Origin of the sequence: Microbispora bryophytorum (assembly GCF_006874465.1) — a bacterium.
GTDB lineage: Bacteria > Actinomycetota > Actinomycetes > Streptosporangiales > Streptosporangiaceae > Microbispora > Microbispora bryophytorum.
The window spans coordinates 65,806-89,622 of sequence record NZ_VIRL01000019.1 but is presented as its reverse complement, the minus strand read 5'-3'; the positions used below and the strand labels follow the sequence as shown (position 1 = coordinate 89,622).

The 23,817-nt window shown below is 73.9% G+C and carries 18 protein-coding genes and 1 pseudogene; 13 read left to right on the top strand and 6 right to left on the bottom strand.

The features are described 5' to 3' along the window. Positions 1-18: 18 nt before the first annotated feature. Positions 19-2,955, bottom strand: coding sequence for an AfsR/SARP family transcriptional regulator (locus FLX07_RS28290; protein WP_142574727.1), 2,937 nt, complete (start codon positions 2,953-2,955; stop codon positions 19-21). A gap of 101 nt (positions 2,956-3,056) precedes the next feature. Here FLX07_RS28290 and FLX07_RS28285 point away from each other — a divergent pair, with 101 nt between their 5' ends. The 8 genes from FLX07_RS28285 (at position 3,057) to FLX07_RS28250 (ending at position 11,182) form a co-directional block, all read left to right on the top strand. Next, positions 3,057-3,956, top strand: a complete 900-nt coding sequence (locus tag FLX07_RS28285) for a M23 family metallopeptidase (protein WP_142574726.1) — start codon at positions 3,057-3,059, stop codon at positions 3,954-3,956. A gap of 19 nt (positions 3,957-3,975) precedes the next feature. Beyond that, positions 3,976-5,454, top strand: coding sequence for an N-acetylmuramoyl-L-alanine amidase (locus FLX07_RS28280; RefSeq protein WP_142574725.1), 1,479 nt, complete (start codon positions 3,976-3,978; stop codon positions 5,452-5,454). A gap of 302 nt (positions 5,455-5,756) precedes the next feature. Next, positions 5,757-6,047, top strand: coding sequence for a hypothetical protein (locus tag FLX07_RS28275; protein WP_142574724.1), 291 nt, complete (start codon positions 5,757-5,759; stop codon positions 6,045-6,047). A gap of 269 nt (positions 6,048-6,316) precedes the next feature. Then, positions 6,317-6,955, top strand: coding sequence for a DedA family protein (locus FLX07_RS28270; RefSeq protein WP_142574723.1), 639 nt, complete (start codon positions 6,317-6,319; stop codon positions 6,953-6,955). Between the two features lie 64 nt (positions 6,956-7,019). Then, entirely contained in the window at positions 7,020-8,162 is a 1,143-nt protein-coding gene (locus tag FLX07_RS28265) for a sensor histidine kinase (RefSeq protein ID WP_142574722.1), read from the top strand. 336 nt (positions 8,163-8,498) lie between these two features. Continuing rightward, a complete protein-coding gene (locus tag FLX07_RS28260) occupies positions 8,499-9,113 on the top strand; it encodes a hypothetical protein (RefSeq protein WP_142574721.1) in 615 nt (204 codons plus the stop codon). A gap of 51 nt (positions 9,114-9,164) precedes the next feature. After that, positions 9,165-9,836 (top strand): response regulator transcription factor, encoded by a 672-nt coding sequence (locus FLX07_RS28255; RefSeq protein WP_076442951.1) that lies wholly within the window; start codon positions 9,165-9,167, stop codon positions 9,834-9,836. Continuing rightward, positions 9,833-11,182, top strand: a complete 1,350-nt coding sequence (locus tag FLX07_RS28250) for a sensor histidine kinase (protein ID WP_142574720.1) — start codon at positions 9,833-9,835, stop codon at positions 11,180-11,182. The genes FLX07_RS28255 and FLX07_RS28250 overlap by 4 nt, the downstream gene beginning before the upstream one ends. 74 nt (positions 11,183-11,256) lie before the next feature. Here the strand turns inward: FLX07_RS28250 and FLX07_RS28245 are convergent, their stop codons facing one another. Both FLX07_RS28245 and FLX07_RS28240 read right to left on the bottom strand, forming a co-directional pair. Further along, complete coding sequence (locus FLX07_RS28245; protein WP_142574719.1) at positions 11,257-11,988, bottom strand: dienelactone hydrolase family protein; 732 nt, start codon at positions 11,986-11,988, stop codon at positions 11,257-11,259. 247 nt (positions 11,989-12,235) lie between these two features. Continuing rightward, positions 12,236-13,012 carry a DUF998 domain-containing protein gene (locus FLX07_RS28240; protein ID WP_142574718.1) on the bottom strand — a complete coding sequence of 259 codons (777 nt, stop codon included), beginning with the start codon at positions 13,010-13,012 and terminating at the stop codon, positions 12,236-12,238. A gap of 524 nt (positions 13,013-13,536) precedes the next feature. On the opposite strand from FLX07_RS28240, the gene FLX07_RS28235 reads away from it, so the two are divergent. From FLX07_RS28235 to FLX07_RS28215, 5 genes and pseudogenes are all read left to right on the top strand, one after another. Continuing rightward, complete coding sequence (locus tag FLX07_RS28235) at positions 13,537-13,887, top strand: YciI family protein (RefSeq protein WP_142574717.1); 351 nt, start codon at positions 13,537-13,539, stop codon at positions 13,885-13,887. A 113-nt stretch (positions 13,888-14,000) separates the two neighbouring features. Next, positions 14,001-15,269 (top strand): annotated as a pseudogene (locus FLX07_RS38915) (RNA polymerase sigma factor); the annotation flags it as partial. After that, complete coding sequence (locus FLX07_RS38910) at positions 15,243-16,304, top strand: tyrosine-type recombinase/integrase (protein ID WP_396802849.1); 1,062 nt, start codon at positions 15,243-15,245, stop codon at positions 16,302-16,304. The pseudogene FLX07_RS38915 and the gene FLX07_RS38910, both read left to right, overlap by 27 nt. Continuing rightward, positions 16,305-18,119 carry a sensor histidine kinase gene (locus FLX07_RS28220; protein WP_142574716.1) on the top strand — a complete coding sequence of 605 codons (1,815 nt, stop codon included), beginning with the start codon at positions 16,305-16,307 and terminating at the stop codon, positions 18,117-18,119. Between the two features lie 41 nt (positions 18,120-18,160). After that, positions 18,161-18,823, top strand: coding sequence for a response regulator (locus FLX07_RS28215; RefSeq protein WP_142574715.1), 663 nt, complete (start codon positions 18,161-18,163; stop codon positions 18,821-18,823). On the opposite strand, the gene FLX07_RS28210 is transcribed toward FLX07_RS28215, so the two are convergent. From FLX07_RS28210 to FLX07_RS28200, 3 genes are all read right to left on the bottom strand, one after another. Continuing rightward, the gene (locus FLX07_RS28210; protein ID WP_142574714.1) at positions 18,786-19,427 is read right to left on the bottom strand and encodes a phosphatase PAP2 family protein; all 642 of its coding nucleotides are present in this window, start codon (positions 19,425-19,427) and stop codon (positions 18,786-18,788) included. The two genes, FLX07_RS28215 and FLX07_RS28210, sit on opposite strands and share 38 nt — an antisense overlap. Positions 19,428-19,560: 133 nt before the next feature. Further along, positions 19,561-20,892 carry an APC family permease gene (locus FLX07_RS28205; RefSeq protein WP_142574713.1) on the bottom strand — a complete coding sequence of 444 codons (1,332 nt, stop codon included), beginning with the start codon at positions 20,890-20,892 and terminating at the stop codon, positions 19,561-19,563. A gap of 71 nt (positions 20,893-20,963) precedes the next feature. Continuing rightward, entirely contained in the window at positions 20,964-23,759 is a 2,796-nt protein-coding gene (locus FLX07_RS28200) for a helix-turn-helix transcriptional regulator (RefSeq protein WP_142574712.1), read from the bottom strand. Positions 23,760-23,817: the final 58 nt, after the last annotated feature.

Genomic DNA, 23,817 nt, shown 5'->3' with positions numbered 1-23,817 from the left:
TGCCCCGGTCACGACGGTCTAATCATGAGAAATCACCGTGTGAGGCACCGTGTCCTCCACCACCTGCCGGGACGTGACCGCGTGGAGGTAGCCCCGGGCGAGCGCGCGACGCCCGGACGAGCGGTGCAGCTCGCCGAGCAGCCGCCGGGTGGCCGCCTCGCCGCTCCGGTCGCCGAGCTGCCGGAAGATCGCCAGTGAGCTCTCCAGCCGGGCCGAGCCGTGCCGCCAGTCGCCCCTTGCCGCCTGGAGCCCGCCCAGGCCCTGCATCGCGTACGCCGCGCAGTGGCGGTCGCCGAAGCCCTCGAATATCGTCAGCGCCCGGCCCTGGGCCCGCATCGCCCGCCCGGTCTCCCCGGCGAGGTCGTGCAGGCGGCCGATCTGAAGCGACACGCAGCCCTCCCTGTGGGCGTCGCCGAGCTCCCGCGCCAGGCGCAGCGCGCCGCCGAGCCAGTCGGCGGCGCCGTTCAGGTCGCCCGCGCTCAGGCAGGTGCGCCCGAGCGCCTGCCGGGCGTACGCCTCGCCCGACCGGTCGTCCAGCGACACGAACATCCCCAAGGCCCTGCGGAAGTGCCGGGAGGCGGCGGCCTGGTCGCCCCGGAACTGGCCGGCCGCGCCCAGCCCGCAGACCGAGACCGCCTCGCCCCTGACGTCCCCGAGCGAGCGGAAGATCGCCCGGGACCGGCGGAACATGCCGGCCGCCTGGACGTACCTGTCCCGGTAGAGGGCCACCTGGCCGAGCCCCCGCAGCATCGCGGCCTCGCCCGCCCGGTCTCCGGCGGTGCGGGCGGCCTCCAGTGCGACCCGGTGGGTCTCCTCCCAGGGGCCGAGGTGACAGCGCAGGTCGAAGTAGGGCACGAGCGCCGCCGCCAGGCCCCAGGCGGCGCCGGCCAGCCCCGCCTCCGCGGCCAGCCGTACGGCCTCGACCAGGGTCTCGTGCTCGGCGCCGAACCAGGTGACCGGGTCGGCGGCGACCCGGCGCAGGGCGTCTTCGGGCAGCCGCCAGCGCCGGGCGGCGGGCGAGGTCAGCCGGAAGACCGTGGTGGGCAGGCGGGCCGTGGCGTGTTCGGCGGCGGCCGTCCAGCCCGCGACCACGCGCGCCAGCGCCGGCATGTCCACCCCGCCCGCCTTGTCCCTGGCGTCGACGCGCAGCAGGTCGGGCAGCCGGTAGCGGGGCTGGCCGAGGAGGTCGGTCCCCACCGGGCGCAGCAGGTTGGCGTCGACCAGCACGTCGGTCACGTCGTCGCTGCGATGCCGGTCGAGCACGGCGTCGACCACCCAGCCGGGCAGCGGCCGGGTGCCGAGCAGGCCGAGCGCGCGGAACGTGCGCGCGGCGTCGTCCGGCAGCAGGCGGTAGCTGCGGTCGAAGGACGCCCGCACCTCCAGGTCGCCGGCCCGCAACTCGGCGAGCCGGGCCGTCTCGTCGTCGAGCCGCCGCCGCAGCACGGCAGGCGACCAGCCGGGACGGGCGGCGAGCCGGGCCCCGGCCACCCGGATCGCGAGCGGCAGCCGGCCGCAGGCCCGCACGATGGCGGCGGCCTCCTCCGGCTCCCGCTCCAGCCGCTCCCCGCCCACGATCGCCGTCAGCAGCCTCAGCGCCTCCGCCTGTGGCAGGACGTCCAGGTCGATCCGCGCGGCGCCGGGCAGTTCGGTGATGCGGCGCCTGCCGGTCACGACGACGGCGCTGCCGCCGCCCGGCAGCATCGGCCCCACCTGCGCGGCGCCCGCCGCGTCGTCGAGCACGACCAGCATCGGACGTTCGGCCAGCAGGGTGCGGTAGAGCGCGGCGCGCTCGTGCACCGTGGGCGGCAGCGGCTCGGCCGCACCCAGCGCGCGCAACGCCTCGGCCAGCAGCTCCCCCGGCTCGGCCGGCGACCAGGCGGTGCCGCCCAGCGACAGGAAGAGCTGGCCGTGGGGGTAGGCCTCGCGGACGGCGTGCGCGCACCGCACCGCGAGCGCGGTCTTGCCGACGCCCGGCGGCCCGGTGACGACGGCGACCCCGCCGGGGGCGAGCGCCCGGCTCAGCGCCGCCACCTCGACGGCCCGCCCGGTGAAGTCCACCAGGTCGGGCGGCAGCTGACGCGGCACGACCAGGGCCGGGCCGAAGACCGGCGCGCCATGCGGCGCGGACGCGCCGCCGGGAGGACCGGACGCGGTGGCGCGTGCGGGCTCGGTGGGGAGACCGGGCGGGGCGGACGGTCGCGGGGGCGGCTCCCCGGCGAGCACGGCCTCGTGCGCCCGGCGCAGCTCGGGGCCGGGCTCGATGCCGAGTTCGGTCACGAGGTGTTCGCGGACCGTCGCGAAGGCCTGCAGCGCCTCGCCCTGCCGCCCCGACCAGTGCAGCGCCAGCATGAGCCTGCGCCACAGATCCTCGCGGAAGGGATGGTCGGCGAGCAGCGCCCGCAGCTCCCCGACCGCCTCGCCGTACTCCCCGGCCGCTATGAGCAGCTCGACCAGGTCTTCGGCGGCGCGCAGCCGCGCCTGGGCGAGCCGTTCGAGCCGGCGGTCCCACAGCGGGCTGCCGGGGAGGTCGGACAGCGGGACGCCCTGCCACAGCTCCAGCGCCCGAGCCAGCAGGTCGGCCGCCTCGCCCGGCCGGCCCCGCGCCCGGCACTCCCGCGCGGCGGCCACCCGCTCCTCGAACAGCAGCAGGTCGAGCTCGTGCGGCGGCACCTCGATCGCGTACCCCGCCCCGAGGGCCCGGATGCGGGCCGGGGCCTGCCCGAGCTCGGCGCGCAGCGCGCTCGCGTACGTGCGGAGGTTGGCCGCGGTCGAGCGCGGCCGGTGGTCCGGCCACAGCACCTCGGCGAGTTCGTCGCCGCCGACCGTGTGGCCGGCGTGGAGGAGGAGGGTGGCCAGGAGCATGCGGGGTTTGCGGCCGCCGAGCCGTGGCGCCGTGCCCGGCAGGCGGACCTCCAGGGGACCAAGGACGCTGAACATAGGCTGATCGACTGTCATGACCGCGTTGCTCCTCGAAGGACCGGTTCGCCATGACTCGCCCACCCTTTGTACCGAATTCTTGATGTTTTTTGTGCGGCAAATTCCGACTCTTTTTGGTCATGAGACTTAAATCGCTTGTCACGGTGGGCCTCGCGGTGGTCCTCGGCCTCGCGTTCGGCGCCACGACCGCCCCGGCGGCCTCCGCGGCTGGTGCGCGCCCGGACTTCCAGATGCCGTTCCCCTGCGGCCAGGTGTGGACCGGCAACTCCGGCGCCAGCAGCGCCCACCAGTCGTACGAGATCGACTTCAACCGCGGCAGCACGGCCGACGCCGACTACGGCGACACGGTCGTGGCCGCGGCGGCCGGCACCGTGGCCATCTCGGCCCACCAGGGCTCGACGAACGGCTTCGGCAACCTCATCAAGATCGACCATGGCGGCGGCTGGTTCACCTACTACGCCCACCTGAGCCTGCGCTCGGTCAGCGCGGGGGCCCACGTCACCCAGGGGCAGAAGATCGGCGAGGTCGGCAACACCAGCAAGCCGGGCAACAACATCGCCCCGCACCTGCACTACGAGGTGCGCACGAGCGACACGTCCTACCCCGCCAACATCCAGAAGGCGGTGTTCAACGGGGTCACCTTCGGCTACCCCGCGCAGACCGTGACCTCGCACAACTGCGGCGGCACATCGGCCAACCCCTACACTCCGCAGGAGGTGTGCGGCAGCGGCTACTCGGTGATCGACTCGGCCGCCCTCGGCACGGCGGGCACCGTCTACCTGCTCTACAACTCCGGCAACGGCAACAACTGCGTCGTCACCATGAAGAAGACGTCACTGGGAACGGCCACCGCGACCACCGCCTACCTGGAGGTCCAGGGCAGAAGCCGGGTGACCGACTCCGGCAGCTACGGCTACTACGCCGGACCGGTGCGCGCCTCGGCCTCGGGCACCTGCGTCAAGTGGGGCGGCAAGGCGGGCTCGTCCACCTACGACAGCCCCTTCGAGCACTGTGGCTGACCCGCACCGGCTGACCCCCATGACCGGATCCCTGATCGTCCGCGCGCCCCGGCGTACGGCCCTGACCGCCGCCGGCGTCGTGACGCTCCTGCTGTGCCTGGCCGGGCTCGTCCCGGCCAGGCCGGCCTCGGCCGCCGAGGGCCCGCTCGCCGGCGCCTTCACCCGGGCGGCGGCGGCCCACGGCGTCCCCCGCGACCTGCTCGTCGCGCTCGCCTACGCCGAGACCCACCTCGACGGCCACGACGGCAGGCCGAGCGCGAGCGGCGGGTATGGCGTGGCGCACCTGGTCACCAATCCCACGCTGCACACCCTGGAGGAGGCGGCGCGGCTCACCGGAGCGCCGGTCGCCTCGCTCAAGGCCGACGACGCGGCCAACGTGGCGGGCGCGGCGGCCGTCCTGCGGGCCGGGGCCGACGCCCTGGGCCTGGACGCCGCCGCCCGCGCCGACGCCGGCCGCTGGTACACCGCCGTCGCGCGCTACGGCGGGGCGGGCACGCCCGAGGTCGCCCGCCTGTACGCCGACGCCGTCTACGACCTGCTGTCGGCCGGGTTCACCGCGCGAACGCCGGCGGGCGAGACGATCACGGTGGCCGCCCGCCCGGTGAATCCGGACCGGGGAGCCATGGCGAACGTCCGCGACCTCGACCAGCCGGAGAACCGCACGCTCGCCGCGGCGGCCGTCGACTACCCCGGCGCGACGTGGGTGGCGGCAAGCACCGCCAACTACGCGGTGTCCGACCGGCCGGCGAGCGACACGATCGACCGCATCGTCATCCACGTCACCCAGGGCTCGTACGCCGGGACGATCTCCTGGTTCCAGAACCCCGCCGCCCAGGTCTCGGCGCACTACGTCGTACGGTCCTCCGACGGCGCGATAACCCAGATGGTGCGGGAGAAGGACCGGGCCTGGCACGCCGGCAACTCCGACTACAACCACCACTCCATCGGCATCGAGCACGAGGGATACGTGGACGACGCGTCCTGGTTCACCGACGCGATGTACCGCTCCTCGGCCGCCCTCGTCCGCTCCGTCGCCGCGCGGTACGGAATCCCCAAGGACCGGTCCCACATCGTGGGGCACTCCCAGGTCCCCGGGTCCGACCACACCGATCCCGGGCCGCACTGGGACTGGAACACGTACATGCAGTACGTCACGGGCGGCGGCGGGACCGGGAACCCGTACACGCCGGAGCAGGTGTGCGGCAGCGGCTACTCGGTGATCGACTCGGCCGCCCTCGGCACGGCGGGCACCGTTTACCTGCTCTACAACTCCGGCAACGGCAACAACTGCGTCGTCACCATGAAGAGGACCTCGCTGGGCACGGCCACCGCGACCACCGCCTACCTGGAGGTCCAGGGCAGCAGCCGGGTGACCGACTCCGGCGGCTACGGCTACTACGCCGGACCGGTCAGAGCGTCCGCGGCGGACAAGTGTGTGAAGTGGGGAGGCAAGGCGGGCTCGTCCACCTACGACAGCCCCTTCGAGCACTGTGGTTGACCTCACCGGCTGACCTCACCGGTTGACCTCACCGGTTGACCTCTTCCGGGATCGGTCCTGGTCCCGGGCAATGGCCGGCACATGATCCGGGGCCTCCGCGCGCGCCGCGCGGGGGCCCTCGCACTGCTCTGTGACATTGGCGAGGACATTGGCGAGGACCTTGGCGAGGAGATCGATGAGGAGATTGAGGAGAGCGTGGGCACCGCGACGTGTAGAGCGCGCTGGGAGGGCAATAAGGGCCTGATTCGGCACTCTTCGTGGGCGACTCATGCCTGCGGAACCACCCTCACCAGAGGACAGCAATGAGCGACCAGCCGCCCGAGTGGGCGAGAAACCTAGAGAAAGCGGCGATCGAGGCGGCCAGGGCGGTCGAACGCGCCGGCCGGGCCCTCGGCAAGGCGGTGGAGCAGGCAGGGCGCACAGCCAAGGCCCAGGCGGCGATGGCGGCCGCCTACCAGGCGGATCTGGAAGCGCTGGAAAGGGTGCTGCGGGATCTTCCCGCGGAGCAGGTCAGGGACATCTCGGCGGCCGCGGCGGTGGTGACGGCGACCGCCGACCAGGTGCTCACCCAGACGCCGAAGGACGACCTTTGAGCCGGGGGCGGCGGACGCACTCGCCCCCTTGCCCGAAGCGACGCCCAGGAGCGACCCGCCGTTGTCCACAGGCTGTGGACAACCGCACGGCTTCTCTCGGCTCCTGTGCTTCTCCCCCCTCCTCTGCTTCTCCCGCCTCCCGCGCTTCCCACGTGCTGCGCCTCTCCCACTCCTTGTGGTTTTCCGCACCCCCGGGATGCGGCGCACCGGAAGGAGGCCGGCGGCGCCCCTCATGGTGACCGCGTCGCCCGGCTTCTAGCGTCGTCCGCATGGACATCACGGAAATCGGAGGGATCGCCGGGTGGGCGATGGAGCTCACCGAACGGCTGGGCGCGCCGGGCGCCGGCGTCGCGATCGCTCTGGAGAACCTGTTCCCCCCGCTGCCCAGCGAGGTCATCCTGCCGCTCGCCGGGTTCACCGCCGCGCGCGGGGACATGAGCCTGGTCGCCGCCCTCCTGTGGACGACCGCGGGCTCCGTCGTGGGGGCGCTCGCGCTGTACTGTGTGGGCGCACTGCTCGGCCGGGAGCGTACGGTGGCCATCGCGGCACGGCTGCCGCTGGTCAAGATCTCCGACATCGAGAAGGCGGAGGCGTGGTTCGCCCGGCATGGTGTGAAGACGGTGTTCTTCGGGCGCATGATCCCGATCTTTCGCAGCCTGATATCGGTCCCCGCCGGTGTGGAACGCATGCCGCTCGGCACCTTCCTGCTGTTCACCACGCTCGGCAGCCTGATCTGGAACACCGTGTTCGTGCTGGCGGGTTACCTGCTCGGCGAGAACTGGCACCTCGTCGAGGAATACATGGGGATCGTGTCCAAGGTGGTCGTGGCGGCCGTCGTGCTCGTCGTCGTCCGGTTCGCGGCCGTACGGGTGCGGGAACGGCGCGGCCAGGGACGCCATGCGCGTTGACCAGCCGCTTCCCGGGCGAGTGCGCCTGCCGTCCCGCGCGGCGCGAACCGCCGCGAAGGAGCCGATGAACGTCGCACGCGCCCTCAGGACCCTGGCGGCGCTGGTCATCGGCACGCTGACGGCGGTCGTCGAGCTGGCCTGCCTGCTGGTGGCCGCGCCGGTCGCCCTGCTCTGCCTGCCGCACGCCGCCGCGCGACGGGCCGGGGAACGGGCGCTGCGAGCCGCGGCCGTACGGCTGGCCCAGGTCGAGATCCGCAGGCTCGGTCTGCTCGGCGGGTTCGACCTCGACACCGGGACCGGGCGGCTGACCGGGTATCTCGCGGCCCGGTGGCCGATCGGCCTGCTCGGCGGCCTCGTGCTCTTCCTGCTGTGGCTGGGGGTGAGCGAGGGGGTGCGGCTGGTGTGGGGCTGGGCCCACGGGGAGAACCTCGACGGCATCCCGCCCACTCCCGGCGTGCTCGCCTACATCGGCGTGTCCGCGGTGGTGCTGCTCTTCCTCGACATCATGGGCATCCAGGGTGTCGCCGCCCTGGAGCTGCGGATCGCCCGCCGCTTCCTCGGGCCCAGCCCCACCGAGCTGCTGGAGCGCCGCATCGACGAGCTGGCCAGGACCCGCGCCGGCGTCGTGAGCGCGGTGGACCAGGAGCGGCGCAGGATCGAGCGCGACCTGCACGACGGCGTGCAGCAGCGGCTGGTGGCGCTCGCCGTGCTGATCGGGCGGGCCCGGCGGGGGCGCACCCCGCAACTGCGCGACGACCTGCTCCAGCAGGCCCACGAGGAGGCCCAGGAGGCCCTGCGCGAGCTGCGCGAGGTCGCCTGGCGGGTCTACCCGGCCGAGCTCGACACGCTGGGGCTGCGCGAGTCCCTGTCCGCCGTCGCCGAGCGGGCCGGGATACCCGTCACGGTCGCGTACGGCCTGAGCGCGCGCCCGCCCACCGAGGCGGAGACGGCGGTCTACTTCGTCGTACGGGAGGCCGTGACGAACGCCGCCAAGCACGCAGCGGCGGGGCAGGTCCGGGTGGAGATCCTGGAGGACGGGGACACGATCGTCGTGCGGGTGCGCGACGACGGGCGGGGCGGCGCCGACCCCGGCGGAGGCGGCCTGTCCGGGCTGGCCCGCAGGGTCGCCGCGCTGGACGGCCGGTTCCGGGTGGACAGCCCGCCCGGCGGCCCGACCACCGTGAGCGCGGAGCTGCCCCGCGCGTGACCCCGGGCAGAAGACCGGACCCTCCTGCGGGAGGGGCTCGTCCTGCAAGAGGGGCTCGTCCGGCCACCCGCCGAGCAGGGGCAACGATCGGCTGTCGTCGGCGTACGCGCGTCGCATGGCCGCCTTCATACCGGTGACTGCTCGCCGTACGGCGTTATCGTCAGCGGCATGACCGCTCGCTCGCTCGGGAGAACGTGGCCGTTCTAAGGAACCTTTAAAGGTGGCTGAAACCACGCCAGAGGCCGCGATGTTTGCGTTGTCCCCACGACGCCGGCACTCGTCCGGCGCGCTCAGCGGACGAAAGGCATCACGATGATGAAACGCACGCGGCTGGTCGTGGCCACGGTCACGCTCGCCACACTGGCCGCGACCGGTACGGCAGCGGCGGCCGGTCCGGCCCCGACACCCGGCGCTGCGAAATCCGACTCCGCGACGGTCAAGGTAGACGGGAAGTCCAGGGCGGGCGCGGATGCCGATTTCGCCGCGATCGCGGCGAAACTCGGAGTGACGACCGAGCGGCTCGACGCCGCGCTGGTCGCGGCCAAGACGTCTCTGGCCGACTCGGCCGACGTAACGCCGGAGGCCTTCGTCTCGGCGGTCGCGGCCAACCTGGGGCTGCCGGTCTCGCAGGTTCAGGAAGCTCTGGGGCCGATGGTCGCCGCGCCCGCGCCGCGTCGTGACGACCAGGGCAAGCGGGGCTGCATGGACGAAAAGGCCCTGGACGGCCCACAGGACTCGCCGTTCACCACCGACGCCGCAGCGGCGTCTGTGGCCGCGGCGCTCGGTGTCGATCAAGCCAAGGCCAAGGCCGCTCTGGCCGCGTTGGTGGCGTTGGGCAGAGTCCGTCCGACCTCCAAGGCCTTCGGTGACATCGCCGCCTCGCTCGGGGTCGGCTCCGACCAACTCGATGCCGCGCTGAGGGAGCTGAAGCGGTCGCTGAGCCAGAGCTGACAGCCACCGCGTCTCACACAACTTCAGCATCGAGGGTGAGGATGGGCGACCATGCGGATACTCGTGGTGGACGACGACCCGGCTGTGCGGCGGTCCTTGGAGCATGCGTTGCGCCGGGACGGCTACGACGTGTCATCCGCCGCCGATGGGGCGTCCGCCCTCGCCGAGCACGGCGTGTTCCGCCCGGACGCGGTGGTTCTCGACGTCCTCATGCCCGAACCGAACGGGCTGGAGGTGTGCCGGACGCTACGTGAGGGCGGGCACGACACGCCGATCCTGATGCTCACGGCCCGGGACCTGGTCATCGACCGGGTCGCCGGGCTCGACGCGGGGGCCGACGACTACCTGGCCAAGCCCTTCGCCTTGGAGGAGCTGCGGGCCCGGCTCAGAGCCCTGCTCCGGCGCAGCGGCGCCAGGGCCGAGGTGCTGCGCTTCGCCGACGTCGACCTGGACGTGAGCGGCTGCAGGGCCGAGCGCGCCGGCCGGCGCCTGGATCTGACCAAGACGGAGTTGTCCCTGCTGGAGCTGTTCCTGCGCAACCCCGGCCGGGTGCTGAGCCGGACCCAGATCTTCGAGTCCGTCTGGGGCTACGACTTCGGCCCCGAGTCGAACGCGCTGTGGGTGTACATCAGCTACCTGCGAAGCAAACTCGAAGCGGACGGCGGCGGCAGATTGATCCAGACGGTGCGCGGCCTGGGGTATGTCCTGCGCGAGGAGCCATGAACCTGCGCACCCGGCTGGCCATCGCCGGCGGTTCCGTGGTCGCGGGCGCCCTGGTGCTCGTGTCGGTGGTCCTGTATCCGGCCGTGAACGCCAACCTTCGCGGCCAGATGGACAGCGCCCTGGTCGCGGCCGCCGGCCGGGCGCCGGACGTGGCCGCGGCCATCAAGGCCAAGTTCAGGGACGCCAACGGGGAACCGGGCTTCCCGACTGCTCCGCTGGGGATCGGAAGCACCCAGCTGCAGATCGTGCCGGGCCCGGTCCAGGTCGGGCCGTCGACGGAGTTCGTCGACCTCACCGCCCGCGACGTCGCCGTCGCCGACGGCACCGCAGGCGCCTACTTCCGTGACGCGGTCTACGACGGAGTCGCCTACCGGGTCTACACCGCCCAACTGCCCGAATCATCGGGGACGCTCGTACGCACAGCCATCCCGGAATCCGATCCCGCACCCACGCTACGCGAACTCGCCTGGCTGCTCGCCGGCTCGACGGTGGCCGCCGGACTTCTGGCGGCGCTGGCCTCACGCCTGGCGGCACGCCGCGTCCTCCGCCCGGTGCACCAGCTCACCGAGACCGTCGAACTGATCCGCACGACCGGCGACCTGTCCATCCCGATCCCCGCCGACGGCCGGGACGAGATCGGCCGGCTCGGCTCGGCGTTCGCGGCGATGACCGCCGCCCTGGACGAATCGGTCGGCGCCCAGCGCCGTCTGGTGGCCGACGCCTCGCACGAACTGCGCACACCGCTGACGAGCCTGACGGTGAACCTCGAACTGCTGTCGGAGAACCCGGCCGACGCGCAGGCCCCACTGCTCGCCGCCGAAGCGGTCGGCCAGGCCGCCGAACTCACGACACTGGTCAACGACCTGGTCGACCTGGCCCGCTACGGCCAGGCCCCGTTCCACACCGAAGACGTCCGCCTCGACCTCGTCGCCGAGCGCGTCGCGGCCCGCGCGGCGCGCCGGGTGCCGCAGATCGAATTCGAGCTGGCCTGCGCGCCCACTCTTGTCCACGGAGACCCCGACGCCCTGGAACGCGCCGTCGCGAACCTCGTCGACAACGCCGTGAAATGGAGCCCGTCCGGCGGCCGGGTCAGGGTCAGCGTCAAGGCGGGCACCCTCGAGGTCGCAGACGCCGGCCCGGGGATCCCCGACAGCGACCTCGAATTCGTCTTCGACCGCTTCTACCGATCACCCGCGGCCCGCGCGCACCCTGGCTCCGGACTAGGCCTGGCCATCGTCCGGCAGGTCGCCGAGGCTCATGGCGGGACGGCCGAAGCCGTGCCGTGTCAGAGCGGCGCGTTACTGCGGCTGATACTGCCGACGTGCATCGAACACACGGAGCCCTAGGCACCCCCCGGTGATGTGCCTCGGGTTCCGTGAGTCGGCTTGGTGCTCGATGCGATCCGGCCGCCGTACAGGCTCTAACCGAGGTGCCGGGCGAAGAACCGCAGCGAGCTGCCGGTCTCGAACTCGGGGATCTCCCCGTGATCGCCGGGGTTTGCGTGCAGCGTCTTGTCGGCCGACCCCAAAGCGTCGAACAGCGCCAGGCCCTGGGCCCGCGGCACCTTGTCGTCGTCCCACTGGAGCAGGAACCGCACCGGGACGGTGACCCGGGCGGCGGCCTCGGCCAGCCCGTCCACGCCGAGCAGGCCCAGCACCGCCGCACGGACCCGGGGCTCGGCGGCGACGAAGGGCACACCGAGCCCGCAGCCCATCGACATGCCGAAGTAGCCCACAGGGCCGGCGCCGACGACGTCGAGTTCCTGTACAGCGGTCAGGACCGCCTGCCACTCCGGGACCGCGTGGCCGGCCAGGAACGTGTGCATGGTGGCGAGATGCGGGGCGACGTCCTCCCCCGCGGCCATGCCGGCCCGCAACCGGGCCACGACCTCGGCGAACTCCTCGGTCTTCGGCCGATCGCCGTGGTTGGGCGCATCGACCGCGACCACCGCGAAACCGCCCTCGGTGACGAAACGGCGCGCGCGGGCCACGATGCCGGGGGCCTTCTTGTGCTGCCCGCCGCCGTGGCCCATCAAAATCAGGGGACGAGCCCCGGCGGCGTCTTCCGGCGTCCACAACACACCGGGAATCTCGCCGAGGATGAACAGCTGTTCGGTGACGCCGTCCGACGACGTCCGAGAGATGAAGCGCAAAGCGTTACACGCCTTTCGGGATGCCTTCTGCGGGCGCTCCCTAGACCATGAAACGGAGGGAGCCCCGACCTGCCACAGCGTTGATCGGTCTCACCTCCTCGGGTCGCAGCGATGCACGGCGACGCCGAACGTATCACCGGACGGCGCAGAGCTCCCAGTGATTAATCACCAGGAGCTCTGCGCGGCCTCCCCGTCGGGCGGGTCAGCGTCGCCTGGGTCAACGTCGGCCAGGTCAGCGTCGCCCGGGTCAGCGTCGCCCGAGGTCCGCGCGCTTGGCGGCGGCGACCACCGAGACCCAGGCCATCGCGACGAGCACGCCGACGCACAGGGTGAGGGAGCCGGCCCGCCCGCCGGACATGGCCCATCCGTTGCCCAGCAGGAGAGCCAGGCCGCCGAGCCGGGAGGCGACCGCGTGCCGGGCCCGCCCCGCGCGGGCGAAGTGCCGGCCGAGGACGAAGCAGGCCGCGATGAGCGCGGTGAAGGCCACCGAGCCGGCCGCCATGTGCAGCATCGCGTGCCAGCTCATCCCGGCCGGGGCCCCCAGCGGGGTGCCGGCGGGGAAACCGTCCCCCGGGTCCATGCTGAAGACCCCGGCCGCCGCGAGTCCCTCGCCCTCGACGAGCAGCAGCCTGGGCGCCCACGTCCCTCCGGGCGTGCCGCGCATGACCCTGCGCAGTCCGATCGCCCCGGCGACCGTCAGGACGGCGGTGATCCAGAAGTTGCCGATCTGCAGCCACCCGAGGTCGCCGGTGCTGAGCATGCTGAGCGGGTGACGGAGCAGGTCGAACCCCTCGCGGGTGAACGCCTGCGTAAGCGAGACGATCCCGAAGACGGGCGTGGTGAGCACGGCGCAGGTGAGCAGCGCACGCGTCGATCCGGTGGAGACCGCCGTGCTCGTGGCGCCCGCCGAACCCGGCGCGGGACGCCGTGCGGCCGGCCGCACGGTGAGCCGAGGGGTGAGCTGGGAGGTGAGCCGGGTGGTGCGCTGGGAGGTGAGCTGGGTGGTGTCCTGCGTGGCGGTCATGGCCGTTCCCTTCTTCGGTGTCCCGGGCTTCCGTGTCCCGGTCTTTGGTGTCCCGGGCTCCGGTGGTCCGGGGCTTCGCGTCCCGGGCTCCGGTGTCCCGGGCTCCGGTGGTCCGGGGCTTCGCGTCCCGGGCTCCGGTGTCCCGGGCTCCGGTGGTCCGGGGCTTCGCGTCCCGGGCTCCGGTGTCCCGGTCTTCGGTGGTCCGGTCTTCGGTGGTCTGGGCCGATGTGGTGTCCGGCCTCGCTCACGCGTCGAACGGCGGCCGCGCGATTCGACCGTCCGTGCCCGTCCGTGCCCGCCCGTGCCGCCCGCCCGCCGCCTCCTCCGCCCACCAGCGGCGACAGTCGCGAGTGCGCATTCCCTGTCAGATGCGCATTCCCTGTCACATCGAGCCGAAGGCCCAGGTCATGACGTGTCAGGATCGGAGCCGGTCGATTCCGGCTCGTCCCGTACGACGTGGAGGTGACGGCGGGACCGGCGAACGGCCCGGCCAGACCAGAGGATCGGAAAGAAGGAGAACGACGATGCGGTTTCTGATGACCACCAAGGGCGGCTCCCGCACACCGGATGCGGCGATGATGGCCGAGATGGGCGCCTTCATCGAGGAGATGACCAGGACGGGCGTGCTGCTGGCCACCGGCGGGCTGGAGCCGGGCGGCCTGCGGATGATCTCCTCCGGCGGTGAGATCACCGTGACCGACGGCCCCTTCACCGAGGCGAAGGAGGCGATCGTCAGCTTCGCCCTGATCGAGGCGCGGTCCCGCGAGGAGGCCGTGGAACTGGCCCGCGGCTTCTGGAAGATCGTCGGCGACGGCGAGGGCTCGGTCCAGCGGGTGTTCGGCCCCGAAGACGCCCCCGGGCCCGGCCCCCGCTGACACCGGAGCACGCCGGGCAAGGCCGTGATCAGGCAGATGTCCGGCCCGCAGGCGCCCCCGGTGAGGTACGCACCGGGTTGCGCCGCGGGCGGGCCGGTGCTGTCATCGGTCGGGTGACGTCGCTGGACGCCCACCGCGTCGCGGACGCGGTCTGGAAGATGGAGTCCGCGAGGATCGTCGCCGGCCTCGTGCGAATGGTCGGAGACGTCGGCCTGGCGGAGGAGCTGGCGCAGGACGCCGTCCTCGCCGCGCTGGAGCAGTGGCCCGAGGCGGGCGTCCCGGACAACCCGGGCGCCTGGCTCATGGCCGTCGCCAAGCGCCGCGCCGTCGATCACCTACGCCGGGAGGAGCGGCGCGACCGCGGGCAGGAGCAGCTCGCCCACGATCTCGCCAGCCGCCCCGACGACGGCGAGCGTGACGTGGACGACGTGGTGAACGCGCTCGACGGCGAGGTCGGCGACGACGTCCTGCGGCTGATGTTCGTCTCCTGTCACCCGGTGCTGTCCACCGAGGCCCGGGTCGCGCTCACGCTGCGGCTGATCGGCGGCCTGCGCACCGACGAGATCGCGAGGGCCTTCCTCGTCTCCGAGAGCGCCGTCGCCCAGCGGATCGTACGGGCCAAGCGGGCGCTCGCCGACGCGCATGTCCCCTTCGAGGTCCCGTCGGGGCCGGATCGGGCGGCCCGGCTGTCGTCGGTGCTCGAAGTGATCTATCTCGTGTTCAACGAGGGATACGCGGCGACGGCGGGCGACGAGCTGATGCGCCCGTCCCTCTGCCTGGAGGCGCTGCGCCTGGGCCGCGTCCTGGCCGAGCTGACCCCGGACGAGGCCGAGGTGCACGGCCTGGTCGCGCTGATGGAGCTGCAGCAGTCGCGCTCGGCCGCGCGTACCGGCCCGTCGGGGGAGCCCGTCGTGCTGCACGAGCAGAACCGGGGCCGCTGGGACCCGCTGCTCATCCGGCGCGGCTTCGCGGCGCTGCTGCGGGCGCGGCAGGCCGGCGGTCCCCTCGGCCCGTACGTGCTGCAGGCGGCCATCGCGGCCTGCCACGCGGGGGCCGCCACACCGGAGGAGACCGACTGGCCGCAGATCGCGGCGCTCTACGAGGCCCTCGTCAGGGTGCTGCCCACGCCGGTCGCCCAGCTCAACCGCGCGGTGGCGCTCGCCATGGCCTACGGGCCGCGCGCCGGTCTCACGCTCGTGGACACGCTGACCGGCGAACCGGCGCTCAAGGGCTACCACCTGCTGCCCGCCGTACGCGGGGATCTGCTGGCCCGGCTGCACCGGCACGACGAGGCCCGGACGGAGTTCGAACGCGCCGCGTCCCTCACTCGCAACAGCTCGGAACGAGCAGTGCTGCTGCGGCGCGCCGCGACCTGCGCGGAGGAGGCCGGAAAAGCCGGGGAGACCGGGAAGGCCGCGGAGACCGGGAAGGCCAGGGGAGCCGGAGAGACCGGGGAAGCCGGAGAGACCCGGGGGAAGGCCAAGGAGACCGGGGAAGCCGCAGAGGCCGGGGGGAAGGCCGCGGAGGCCGGGGAGGCCGGCCTGGCGGATGCGCACGTCACGCTCGGCGGGGCGGCGGGGCTCTTCCTCGCCCGGCCCGATCTGAGCGCCGACACCATGCGGTCCTACAGACAGACTCTGACGCGGCTGTGCCGGCACCTCGGCGAGAATGCCCCGCTGCGGGACGTGACGTCCCACCGGGTCGCCGAGGTCTTCGCCGCGGCCTGGGGCACGGCGGCGGGCGCGACCTGGAACAGGCACCGTGCGGCGCTGCGGTCGTTCGCCACGTGGGCGGCCGAGCGCGGCTGGGCCGCCGCCGATCTCGCCGCCTCGCTCGACCGGCGGCCCGAGCCCCGCGCCCGCACCCGCTCCATCGACCGGTCGCGGCTGGAGAGCCTGTGGAAGCGGCCGGACATCCCGCTGCGCGAGCGCACGCTGTGGCTGCTGCTGTACGAGAGCGCGGCCCCGGCAGAGTGGGCGCTCTCGCTCAACGTGGAGGACCTCGACCTGCCCGGCATGCGCGGCGAGGTGAAGGCCAGAGGGCACTGGCTGCGGTGGCAGTCCGACACGGCCGCGCTCCTGCCCCTCCTCGTCGAGGGCCGCCGCCGGGGTCCGCTGTTCCTCGCCGACCGCAGGCCGGGGCCGGGCCGTATGCCGGTGGCGGCCGACCTGTGCCCGGACACGGGCCGGGGGCGCCTGTCGTACGAGCGGGCGGAGTACCTGTTCAAACGGGCCACCGCGGACGTCGACCCGGAGGGCAGCGGCTGCACCCTGCACCGGCTGCGCCACTCGCGCCTGGCCCACCTCGGCGAGGACGGCTGGTCCGCGCCGATGCTGATGTCCCTGTCCGGCCACGGCAGCGTACGGACCCTGCACGGATTCGTCAGGATTCCGCGCCCTGCGGATACCGTTGCCTGAGTGGGGAGGAAAGCGGCATACCTCAAGGACGTCCTGCTTTGGGCCGTCCTCGGTCTGCCGGCGCTGTGGGCGGGACTCACGCGCATCCTGGCCGACAGGTACACCTGGCCCGAGGTGATCGCCGGGCTGGCGGCGATCGGTGTGGCCGTCGCGTTCGCCCGGCCCCGGCCGCTGAGGGCGATGCTCGTGACGGCCGCGCTGTGGGCGGGTTCGGTGGCCGTACGGGGCGACCCCACCGTCTTCTTCCCGGCCCTGGCGGTGATGAGCTACCTGGCCGGGGTGCGCATGCCTCGGGCCCGGCCCGCCCTGCTCGGTCTGTCGGGAGCCTCGGTGGTCGCCGCCGTCGTCGTCCCGCTCGTACGGTGGCTTCTCGCGGCGCAGTGGGACCTCGGCGCGTGGTTCTTCGCCGTCACGGGCATCGCGCTGTTCGGACTCGTCCCGTGGCTGGCGGGCCACGCCCGGCACCAGAGCCTGGCCCTGACCAGGGCGGGCTGGGAACGCGCCGGACGTCTGGAGCGTGAGCACCGCATGCTCGCCGAGCAGGCGCGGCTGCGGGAGCGGGCGGCCATCGCGAGGGAGATGCACGACCTGCTCGGTCACGACCTCAGCCTGGTCGCGCTGCGGATCGGGGCCCTGGAGGTCGACGCCGGCCTTCCCGAGAGCCGGCGCCGGGCGGCGGGCGAGGCCCGCGAGGCGGTCACCGCCGCGGCCGAGCGCCTGCGCGACATCGTCGCCGTGCTCAGGGACGGCGACGGCCCCGGCCTCGGCCCCGAACGCGAAAACACAGCGCGCGAAAACACAGCGCGCGAAAACACAGCGCGCGAAGACGCGGAACACGAAAACACGGTGCGTGAAAACACGGCGCACGAGGACACGGCGGATCCGTCCGAGGAGAGCGTGGGCGAACTGGTCCGGCGCGCCGCGGCCGCCGGAATGCCGGTGACGCTGCACGGCACCCAGGAGGATGCGCGGATCCCCGCGCCCGCGCTGGCGACCGTGCGGCGGGTCGTCCGCGAGGGGCTGACCAACGCCGCCAAGCACGCGCCCGGCGCCCCGGTCACCGTACGGCTCGCGCACGCACCGGGCGAGACCGTGGTTGGCGTCGCCAACGCCGCGTCCCGCCTGCAAGGGCGCGGCGTGACGGGCGGACACGGACTGCGGGCACTTGCGGAGCGGGTCCGCCGGCAGGGCGGGTCCCTGGAGAGCGGCCCCGCCGACGGCGGATTCGCCCTGACCGTACGGCTCCCGCACACCGTCCCTCCGAATGGCCCCCCGAATGGCCCTCCGAATGGCCCACCGGGTATCCCCTCGCCCGTCCCCCTGCGTGTTCCCCCGAGTGTTCCCCCGCGGACGGCGTCGCGGCCCGTGGAGCCGGAGCGGAAGCCGGAGCGGAAGCCGGAGCGGAAGCCGGAGCGGAAGCCGGATCTGGAGTTGGAACTGGAGCTTGAGCCGGCGCTCGCGCTGGCCCGGCGGCGGGTGCGCCGTACGCGACTGGCCGCGGCGCTGGTCTGCCTGGCCGCGGCGGCCGGAGTGGCGGCGTTCGTGCTCGGGTTCACGGTCTACGAGGCGGCCACCTCGGTCCTGCCGCCGGCCGAGTTCGCGAAGCTGCGGGCCGGGCAGGCCGAGGCCGAGGTCGCGGCGGTGCTGCCGGCCAGGACCAGGATCGACGATCCGTCCTGGCCCGAGCCGCCGATCCCGCCGGGCGCCCGGTGCCGCTACTACAGCACCAGCCCCGAGCCGTTCGGCGACCTGACCCTCTACCGGCTGTGCTTCGCCGGGGGGCGGCTGGTCGCCAAGACCTTCCTGCCCTCCTGACCGGCGCCCGGAGACTTTCCACGCTTGCCTACCATCAAGGCATGCGCGCGATCCGGGTGGTCCTGGCCGACGACGAACCGGTGATCCGGGCCGGGGTGCGGGCGATCCTGGCGGCGGACCCGGACATCGACGTGGTCGCCGAGGCCGCCGACGGGCGCGAGCTGGTGGACGCCGTCCTGGCACACCGGCCCGACGTCGCGCTCGTCGACATCCGGATGCCCGGCCTGGACGGGCTGGCCGCCGCGGCCGAGGTGCGCAGGACCGCCCCCGGCGCCGCCGTACTGATCATGACGTCCTTCGGTGAGGACGCCTACGTCGCCCGCGCGCTGGGCGACGGCGCGGCGGGGTTCCTGCTGAAGACCGGGGATCCGCGCGAGTTCCCCCTCGGGGTGCGGGCGGCGGCCGAGGGCGGGGCGTACCTGTCGCCGCCGGTGGCCGCACGGGTCATCCGGGGGCTCGCCGGCGACCGGCTGTCGCGCTCGGCCGCGGCCCGGGACCAGGTCGCGGCGCTGACCGGCCGGGAGCGCGAGGTGCTCGCCCTGGTCGGCGAGGGCCTGTCGAACGCGGGCATCGCCGCCCGCCTGCACCTCGCCGAGGGCAGCGTCAAGACCTACGTGAGCACGATCCTGGGAAAGCTCGGCGTGCCCAACCGGGTGCGGGCCGCGGTCATCGCCCATGAGGCGGGACTGGCGGGCGGGCGGTAGTCAGCACCGCCGCCAGCGCGGGGCGCCGCCGCATCGCGGCGACCAGGGCGGTCGCGGAGCTCCGCGGGGCCAGTAAGACCAGCGGCGCGATCAGCGCGCCGAACAGCAGCCCCGCCGCCACGTCGTGGGGGTAGTGAACGCCGACGAAGACCCTGGAGAACGCCTCCAGCAGCGCGAGCACCGGCGCCACCACCGCCATGCCGCGCCACAGGACGGCCAGCGCGACGGCCGCCGCCGCGGCGAAGGTCGCGTGGTTGCTCGGCAGCGACCAGTCGCCGTACGGCGGGCAGTGCGTCACGGTGACCACGTCGGCCAGGTCCCAGCAGGGGCGGCGCAGCCGCAGGACGCTCTTGACACCCTCACTCGCGAGATAGGCCGTCACCACCGCGACCGGGGCGAGCAGGGCGAGCGCCATCCTGCGGTCGTCCTCCCGCCGCGCCCGCCACCACCCGAGGACGAGGAACGCGAACAGGATCGCGGGGACGGCGTCCGTCGCGATCCCCGCCGCGTCGCGCACCCACGCGGGGGTGTGCAGGGCGAAGGCGGTGACCTCCCGATACCACTCGGCGCTGATGTCCGGGACGTCCTCGATCTCGTTGCCCACCGGTTCCCCTCCGTGCCACGTCTCCGTGCCGCGTCTCTGTGCGCGTCTCGCCGGTCCGTCCGGCCCCTCGACCCTAGGGACCGGACGGACCGGCGGGCACTCGCGGAAAGTCGCCGGTGACCCTTCACTTTCGTCAACGTTCCGCCGGGACGGCCACCCCCCGGCGGGCGAATCGCGTGTACGCCAGGGCGGCGCCGCCGACCAGCAGCGGCCAGACGAGGTAGACCCCCGACGCCGCGACCAGCAGAGCGACCGCCACGAGCGCGAGCAGGGCGGCGGCCCTGGCCCGGCCGCGCGGCAGCAGCCGGATGGCGGCCGCCACGCCGATCGCGTAGACCACCACGAACGACCCGTTGGTCATCAGCACCAGCGGACGGATGCCCGTCCCCGCCGCGTACACGACGGCGAGCGACAGGAAGGACAGCACGGCGACGACGCCGAGGCTGCGCCGGGGCACCTCCCCGGCGACGCTGCCGCGCGACAGCCAGCCGGGCAGGGCGCCGTCGCGGCCGAGGGCCGCGCCGAGCTTGGCCGCCCCGGCCCAGTACGCGTTCATCGCGCCGAGCGTCAGCAGCAGCGCGGCGACGGCGGCGAGCAGCCGGGCGTTGCCGCCGAGACCCAGCGCCAGCAGGTCGCCGAGTGGCGCCCGCGCGCCTCCGGCGGCCGGGCCGAGGACGGCGACGGTGGCGAAGGCGACCGACAGGTACAGCACGCCGACGACCACGACGGCGGCCGCGGCGGCCCTGGGCAGGTCCCTGGCGGGCCTGCGGAAGTCGGCGGCGAGGTGCGTGATCGCCTCCCAGCCGGCGAAGCTCCACACCAGCAGGGCGGCCGCCGGGGCGACGGCCGTCCAGCCGTGCGGGGCGAACGGCCGCAGGTTGGCCATGTCGGCGTGCGGGAGCGACAGCGCGACGGCGACGACGAGCAGCGCGACGAGCAGCCCGGCCAGCCCGAGCTGGACCCGGCCGGTCACCCGCAGGCCGGAGGCGTTCGACAGGGTCACGATCACCATCAGCCCCGCCGCCGTCAGCGTCGCGGTGCCGGTCCCGCCGCCGACCGCCGCGGCGACGTACTCGCCGCCGAACAGCGCCGCGGCGGCGGCGCTGGGCGGGATCGCGAAGTAGAAGCACCAGCCGACGACGACCGCGGCCCGGTCCCCGAAGGCGAGGCGGGCGTAGGTCGACACGCCGCCGGAGTCGGGGTGGCGCGCGCCGAGCGCGGCGAACGCCGCGGCCAGCGGGGCCGACAGCACGACCAGGCCGAGCCAGGCCAGCAGCGACGCCGGCCCCGCCGCCTGGGCCGCGAGCGCGGGCAGGGCGATGACGCCCGTGCCGAGCACCGCGCCGACGTACATCGCTGCGCCCTGGGCCGCTGTGAGACGGCCCAGCGGTGTGGCGGCCGATGGAGCAGCGGCCGATGGAGCAGCAGCGGGGGCGGCGGCAGGGGTGACGCTCGTCTGAGTCATGCGCGTTCACCTTCCAGTCAGGGAAACGGCCGGCCGGGAAAGTCCGGCCGGCCCAGGGCGTGGGAGCTGTCTCAGGCGGAGGTGCTGAACTCGAGGCTGGCGGGCAGGTCGGAACGGCGGGTGACGTTGAGTTTCCGGTAGATGCGGGTCAGGTGCTGCTCGACCGTGCTGACCGTGATGTACAGCTTGTCGGCGATCTCGCGGTTGGTGTATCCGACCGCGGCGAGCGAGGCCACCCGGCGCTCGGCCTCGCTCAGCGTCCCGGGGCCGTTGTCCGTGCGGGGCGGCTCGGCCGGCTGCCCGGGACCGCCCTGGGTGAGCGCGTTGACCAGCGGAACGGCCTCGCACTCCTCCGCGATCCGCTGCGCCTGCCTGGCGACCGTACGGGCGCGGCGCAGCTCTCCCACCGCCTGGTAGGCGTCGGCCAGGTCGACCAGGGCCCGGGCCAGCTCGTACTGGTCGCCGCTCGCCTGGAGCATGTCGGCGGCGCGGCGCAGCAGCGGGGGACGCTGCCGGGGCTCGCTCGCGGCGGCCGTCAGCCGCAGGCCGGTCCCGCGGGCGCGGACCGGGCCGGGGGCGCAGCGCGCCACGTGCTCGTCCAGCAGCGGCCGGGCCTGCTCCGCGCGGCCCATGCCGATCAGCGCCTCGGCCGCGCCCGTCCGCCAGGAGACCAGCCCCGGCGAGTCGAGGCTCCAGGAGCCCATCAGCTCGCCACACGTCTGGAAGTCGCGCAACGCCATGCCGAGGTCGCCCGTCGCCAGTTGGTAGCGGCCCCGCGCGTTCAGGTAGTGCAGGCCGTACCGGGTCTGGAGCATGGCCTCGGGCACCGGCTGGTTCACCAGCTGCACGGCCTCGTCCAGCCGGCCCATCGCGGTCACCGCCGTCAGCAGCACCGACAGCGGGCCGCCGATCGCGACCCCCCAGCTCGTCGGCGGGATGAGCCGTACGGCCATCTGGGCGAGGCCCTCGGCGCCCTCCAGGTCGCCCTGCCGCAGGCTGATCTCGGCGCGCAGCGCCGCGAGGCGGGCCTGCCTGCTGGGGGCGCGCCGGCTGGCGGCCTCCTCGAAGAACAGGTCGCACCAGGGGGCCGCCAGGTCGGGCCGCTCACCGTAGATCAGCGCGAGCAGGGCGCACTCGACGGCGTCCATCGACATGTCGTCGAGGCGGGAGCCGCGCAGGATGCGCTCCACGTCGGCCAGCGTCTGCGGGTGCGGGCCCTTGGTGAGCACCGCCGCGAGCGCGGTGGCGGCCTCCAGCCGGCCGATGACCGGTGCGGACGGCGGCGCCTGCGTGCTCACGTCGGTGACCCTCGGGATGTGCGCCAGGAACGGCGTGTAGGAGCAGCGCAGCCACGGCCGGACGGCGCGGATCTCGGCCACGGTCTCCGCGTCCATGATCGTGCCGATCCTGCCCAGGTGGTCGAGCACGTCGCGGGCGTCGTCGAAGCGGCCGTGCCACAGCAGCGCCTTGGCCAGCACGACCGCGTCGGAGCCGCGCAGGTGGCCGCGGTGCATGGCGTCGGTGAGCTCGTCGAGGTGGGCCGCGGGGGCGCTCGGGTTGAGCCGCCACTCCGCCCGCACCAGCGTCGTCTTGATGGTGGCCCGGCGCTGGTCGTCGGTGCACGCGCCGTCGGCCAGCCGCAGGTAGTCGACGGCGGGCTCGACCCGTCCCTCGCTGAGCGCCTGCCGGGCCGCCTCCTCCAGGATCGGCACGGCCCAGGAGCCGCCGTTGTGCGAGGCGGCCAGCAGGTGCTCGGCGATCACGGCGGCCGGGGCGCCCTGGCCGTACGCCAGCTCGGCGGCCCTGCGGTGCAGGTCCGTCCGCTCGTGCCGGTCGAGGTCGGCGAGCACGGCGGCGCGCGCCTGGGGGTGGCGCAGGTGCAGGTCGGCGCCGACCAGCCCGGCGTTGTGCAGCGCGTTGAGCGTCTGGACGACGACGCCGGCGTCGAGGTCGAGCAGCCGGTCGAGGTGGCCGGGGTCGCCGGCGACCGCCAGGCCCCGGGCGACGCGGGCCGCGAGCGGGTGCCCGCGGCGCAGGCACGACTGCACCGCCTGGCGGTAGGCGTCGCCCGTGACGATCTCGTCCGGATCCGCCGCCTCGCTCTCGGCCGGGGCGCCTCCGGCGTCGGTCGCGGCGAGGTGGTCCTCGACGAGCGCGCCCACGAGCAGCGGGTTGCCGCCGCTGACCGCGTGCCAGTCCGCGGCGAACCGCCGGGCGACGTCGTCACCCACGATGTCGGCGGCCATGATCTCGACGCCCTCGCGGGACAGGGCCGACAGCGGGAGGCGGCGGCAGTGCGGCTGTCGCAGCAGCTCGGTCTGGAACAGCGACGGGGCGTTCCACGTCTCCTCCGACTGGCTGAAGATCGCCAGGATGTGGGCGAAGCGCAGCCTGCGGGCGAGGTAGGCCAGGCAGAGCTGGGAGGCGCGGTCGGCGTGCTGGATGTCGTCCACCACGATCATGAGGGGGTGCCGCTCGGCGAGTTCGAGCAGCACCATGCACAGGGCGTGCACGATGTGGGCGTCCACCTGGTCGACGTAGTCGGCCAGCGGGTCGGCCGACATGGCGCAGCGGGCGCCCTCGTGCAGCAGGTTGCGGGTGCGCTCCTCCTCCTCGGGGGTGAGCGGCGCGTTGTGCAGGATCTGCGACAGCACGGCCAGCGCCAGTCCCGTCTCGGACTGGGAGCAGGTCGCGGTCAGCGGCAGGGCGCCGTGCTCCAGAGCGTCCTCGACCAGAGTGTTGAGCAGTGCGGTCTTTCCTGTCGCGACGGGTCCGCCGACGATCGCGATCTTTCCTCTGCCGGTGACGGCGTCGGCCAGCATGTCCTCAAGGGAGGCCAACACCTCTTCCCGCTCCACCAGGGCCATAATGAGCCTCCCGAATTTCGTTCGATTTCTCGGCCGGGCCGGCCGGTTTCACAATTGC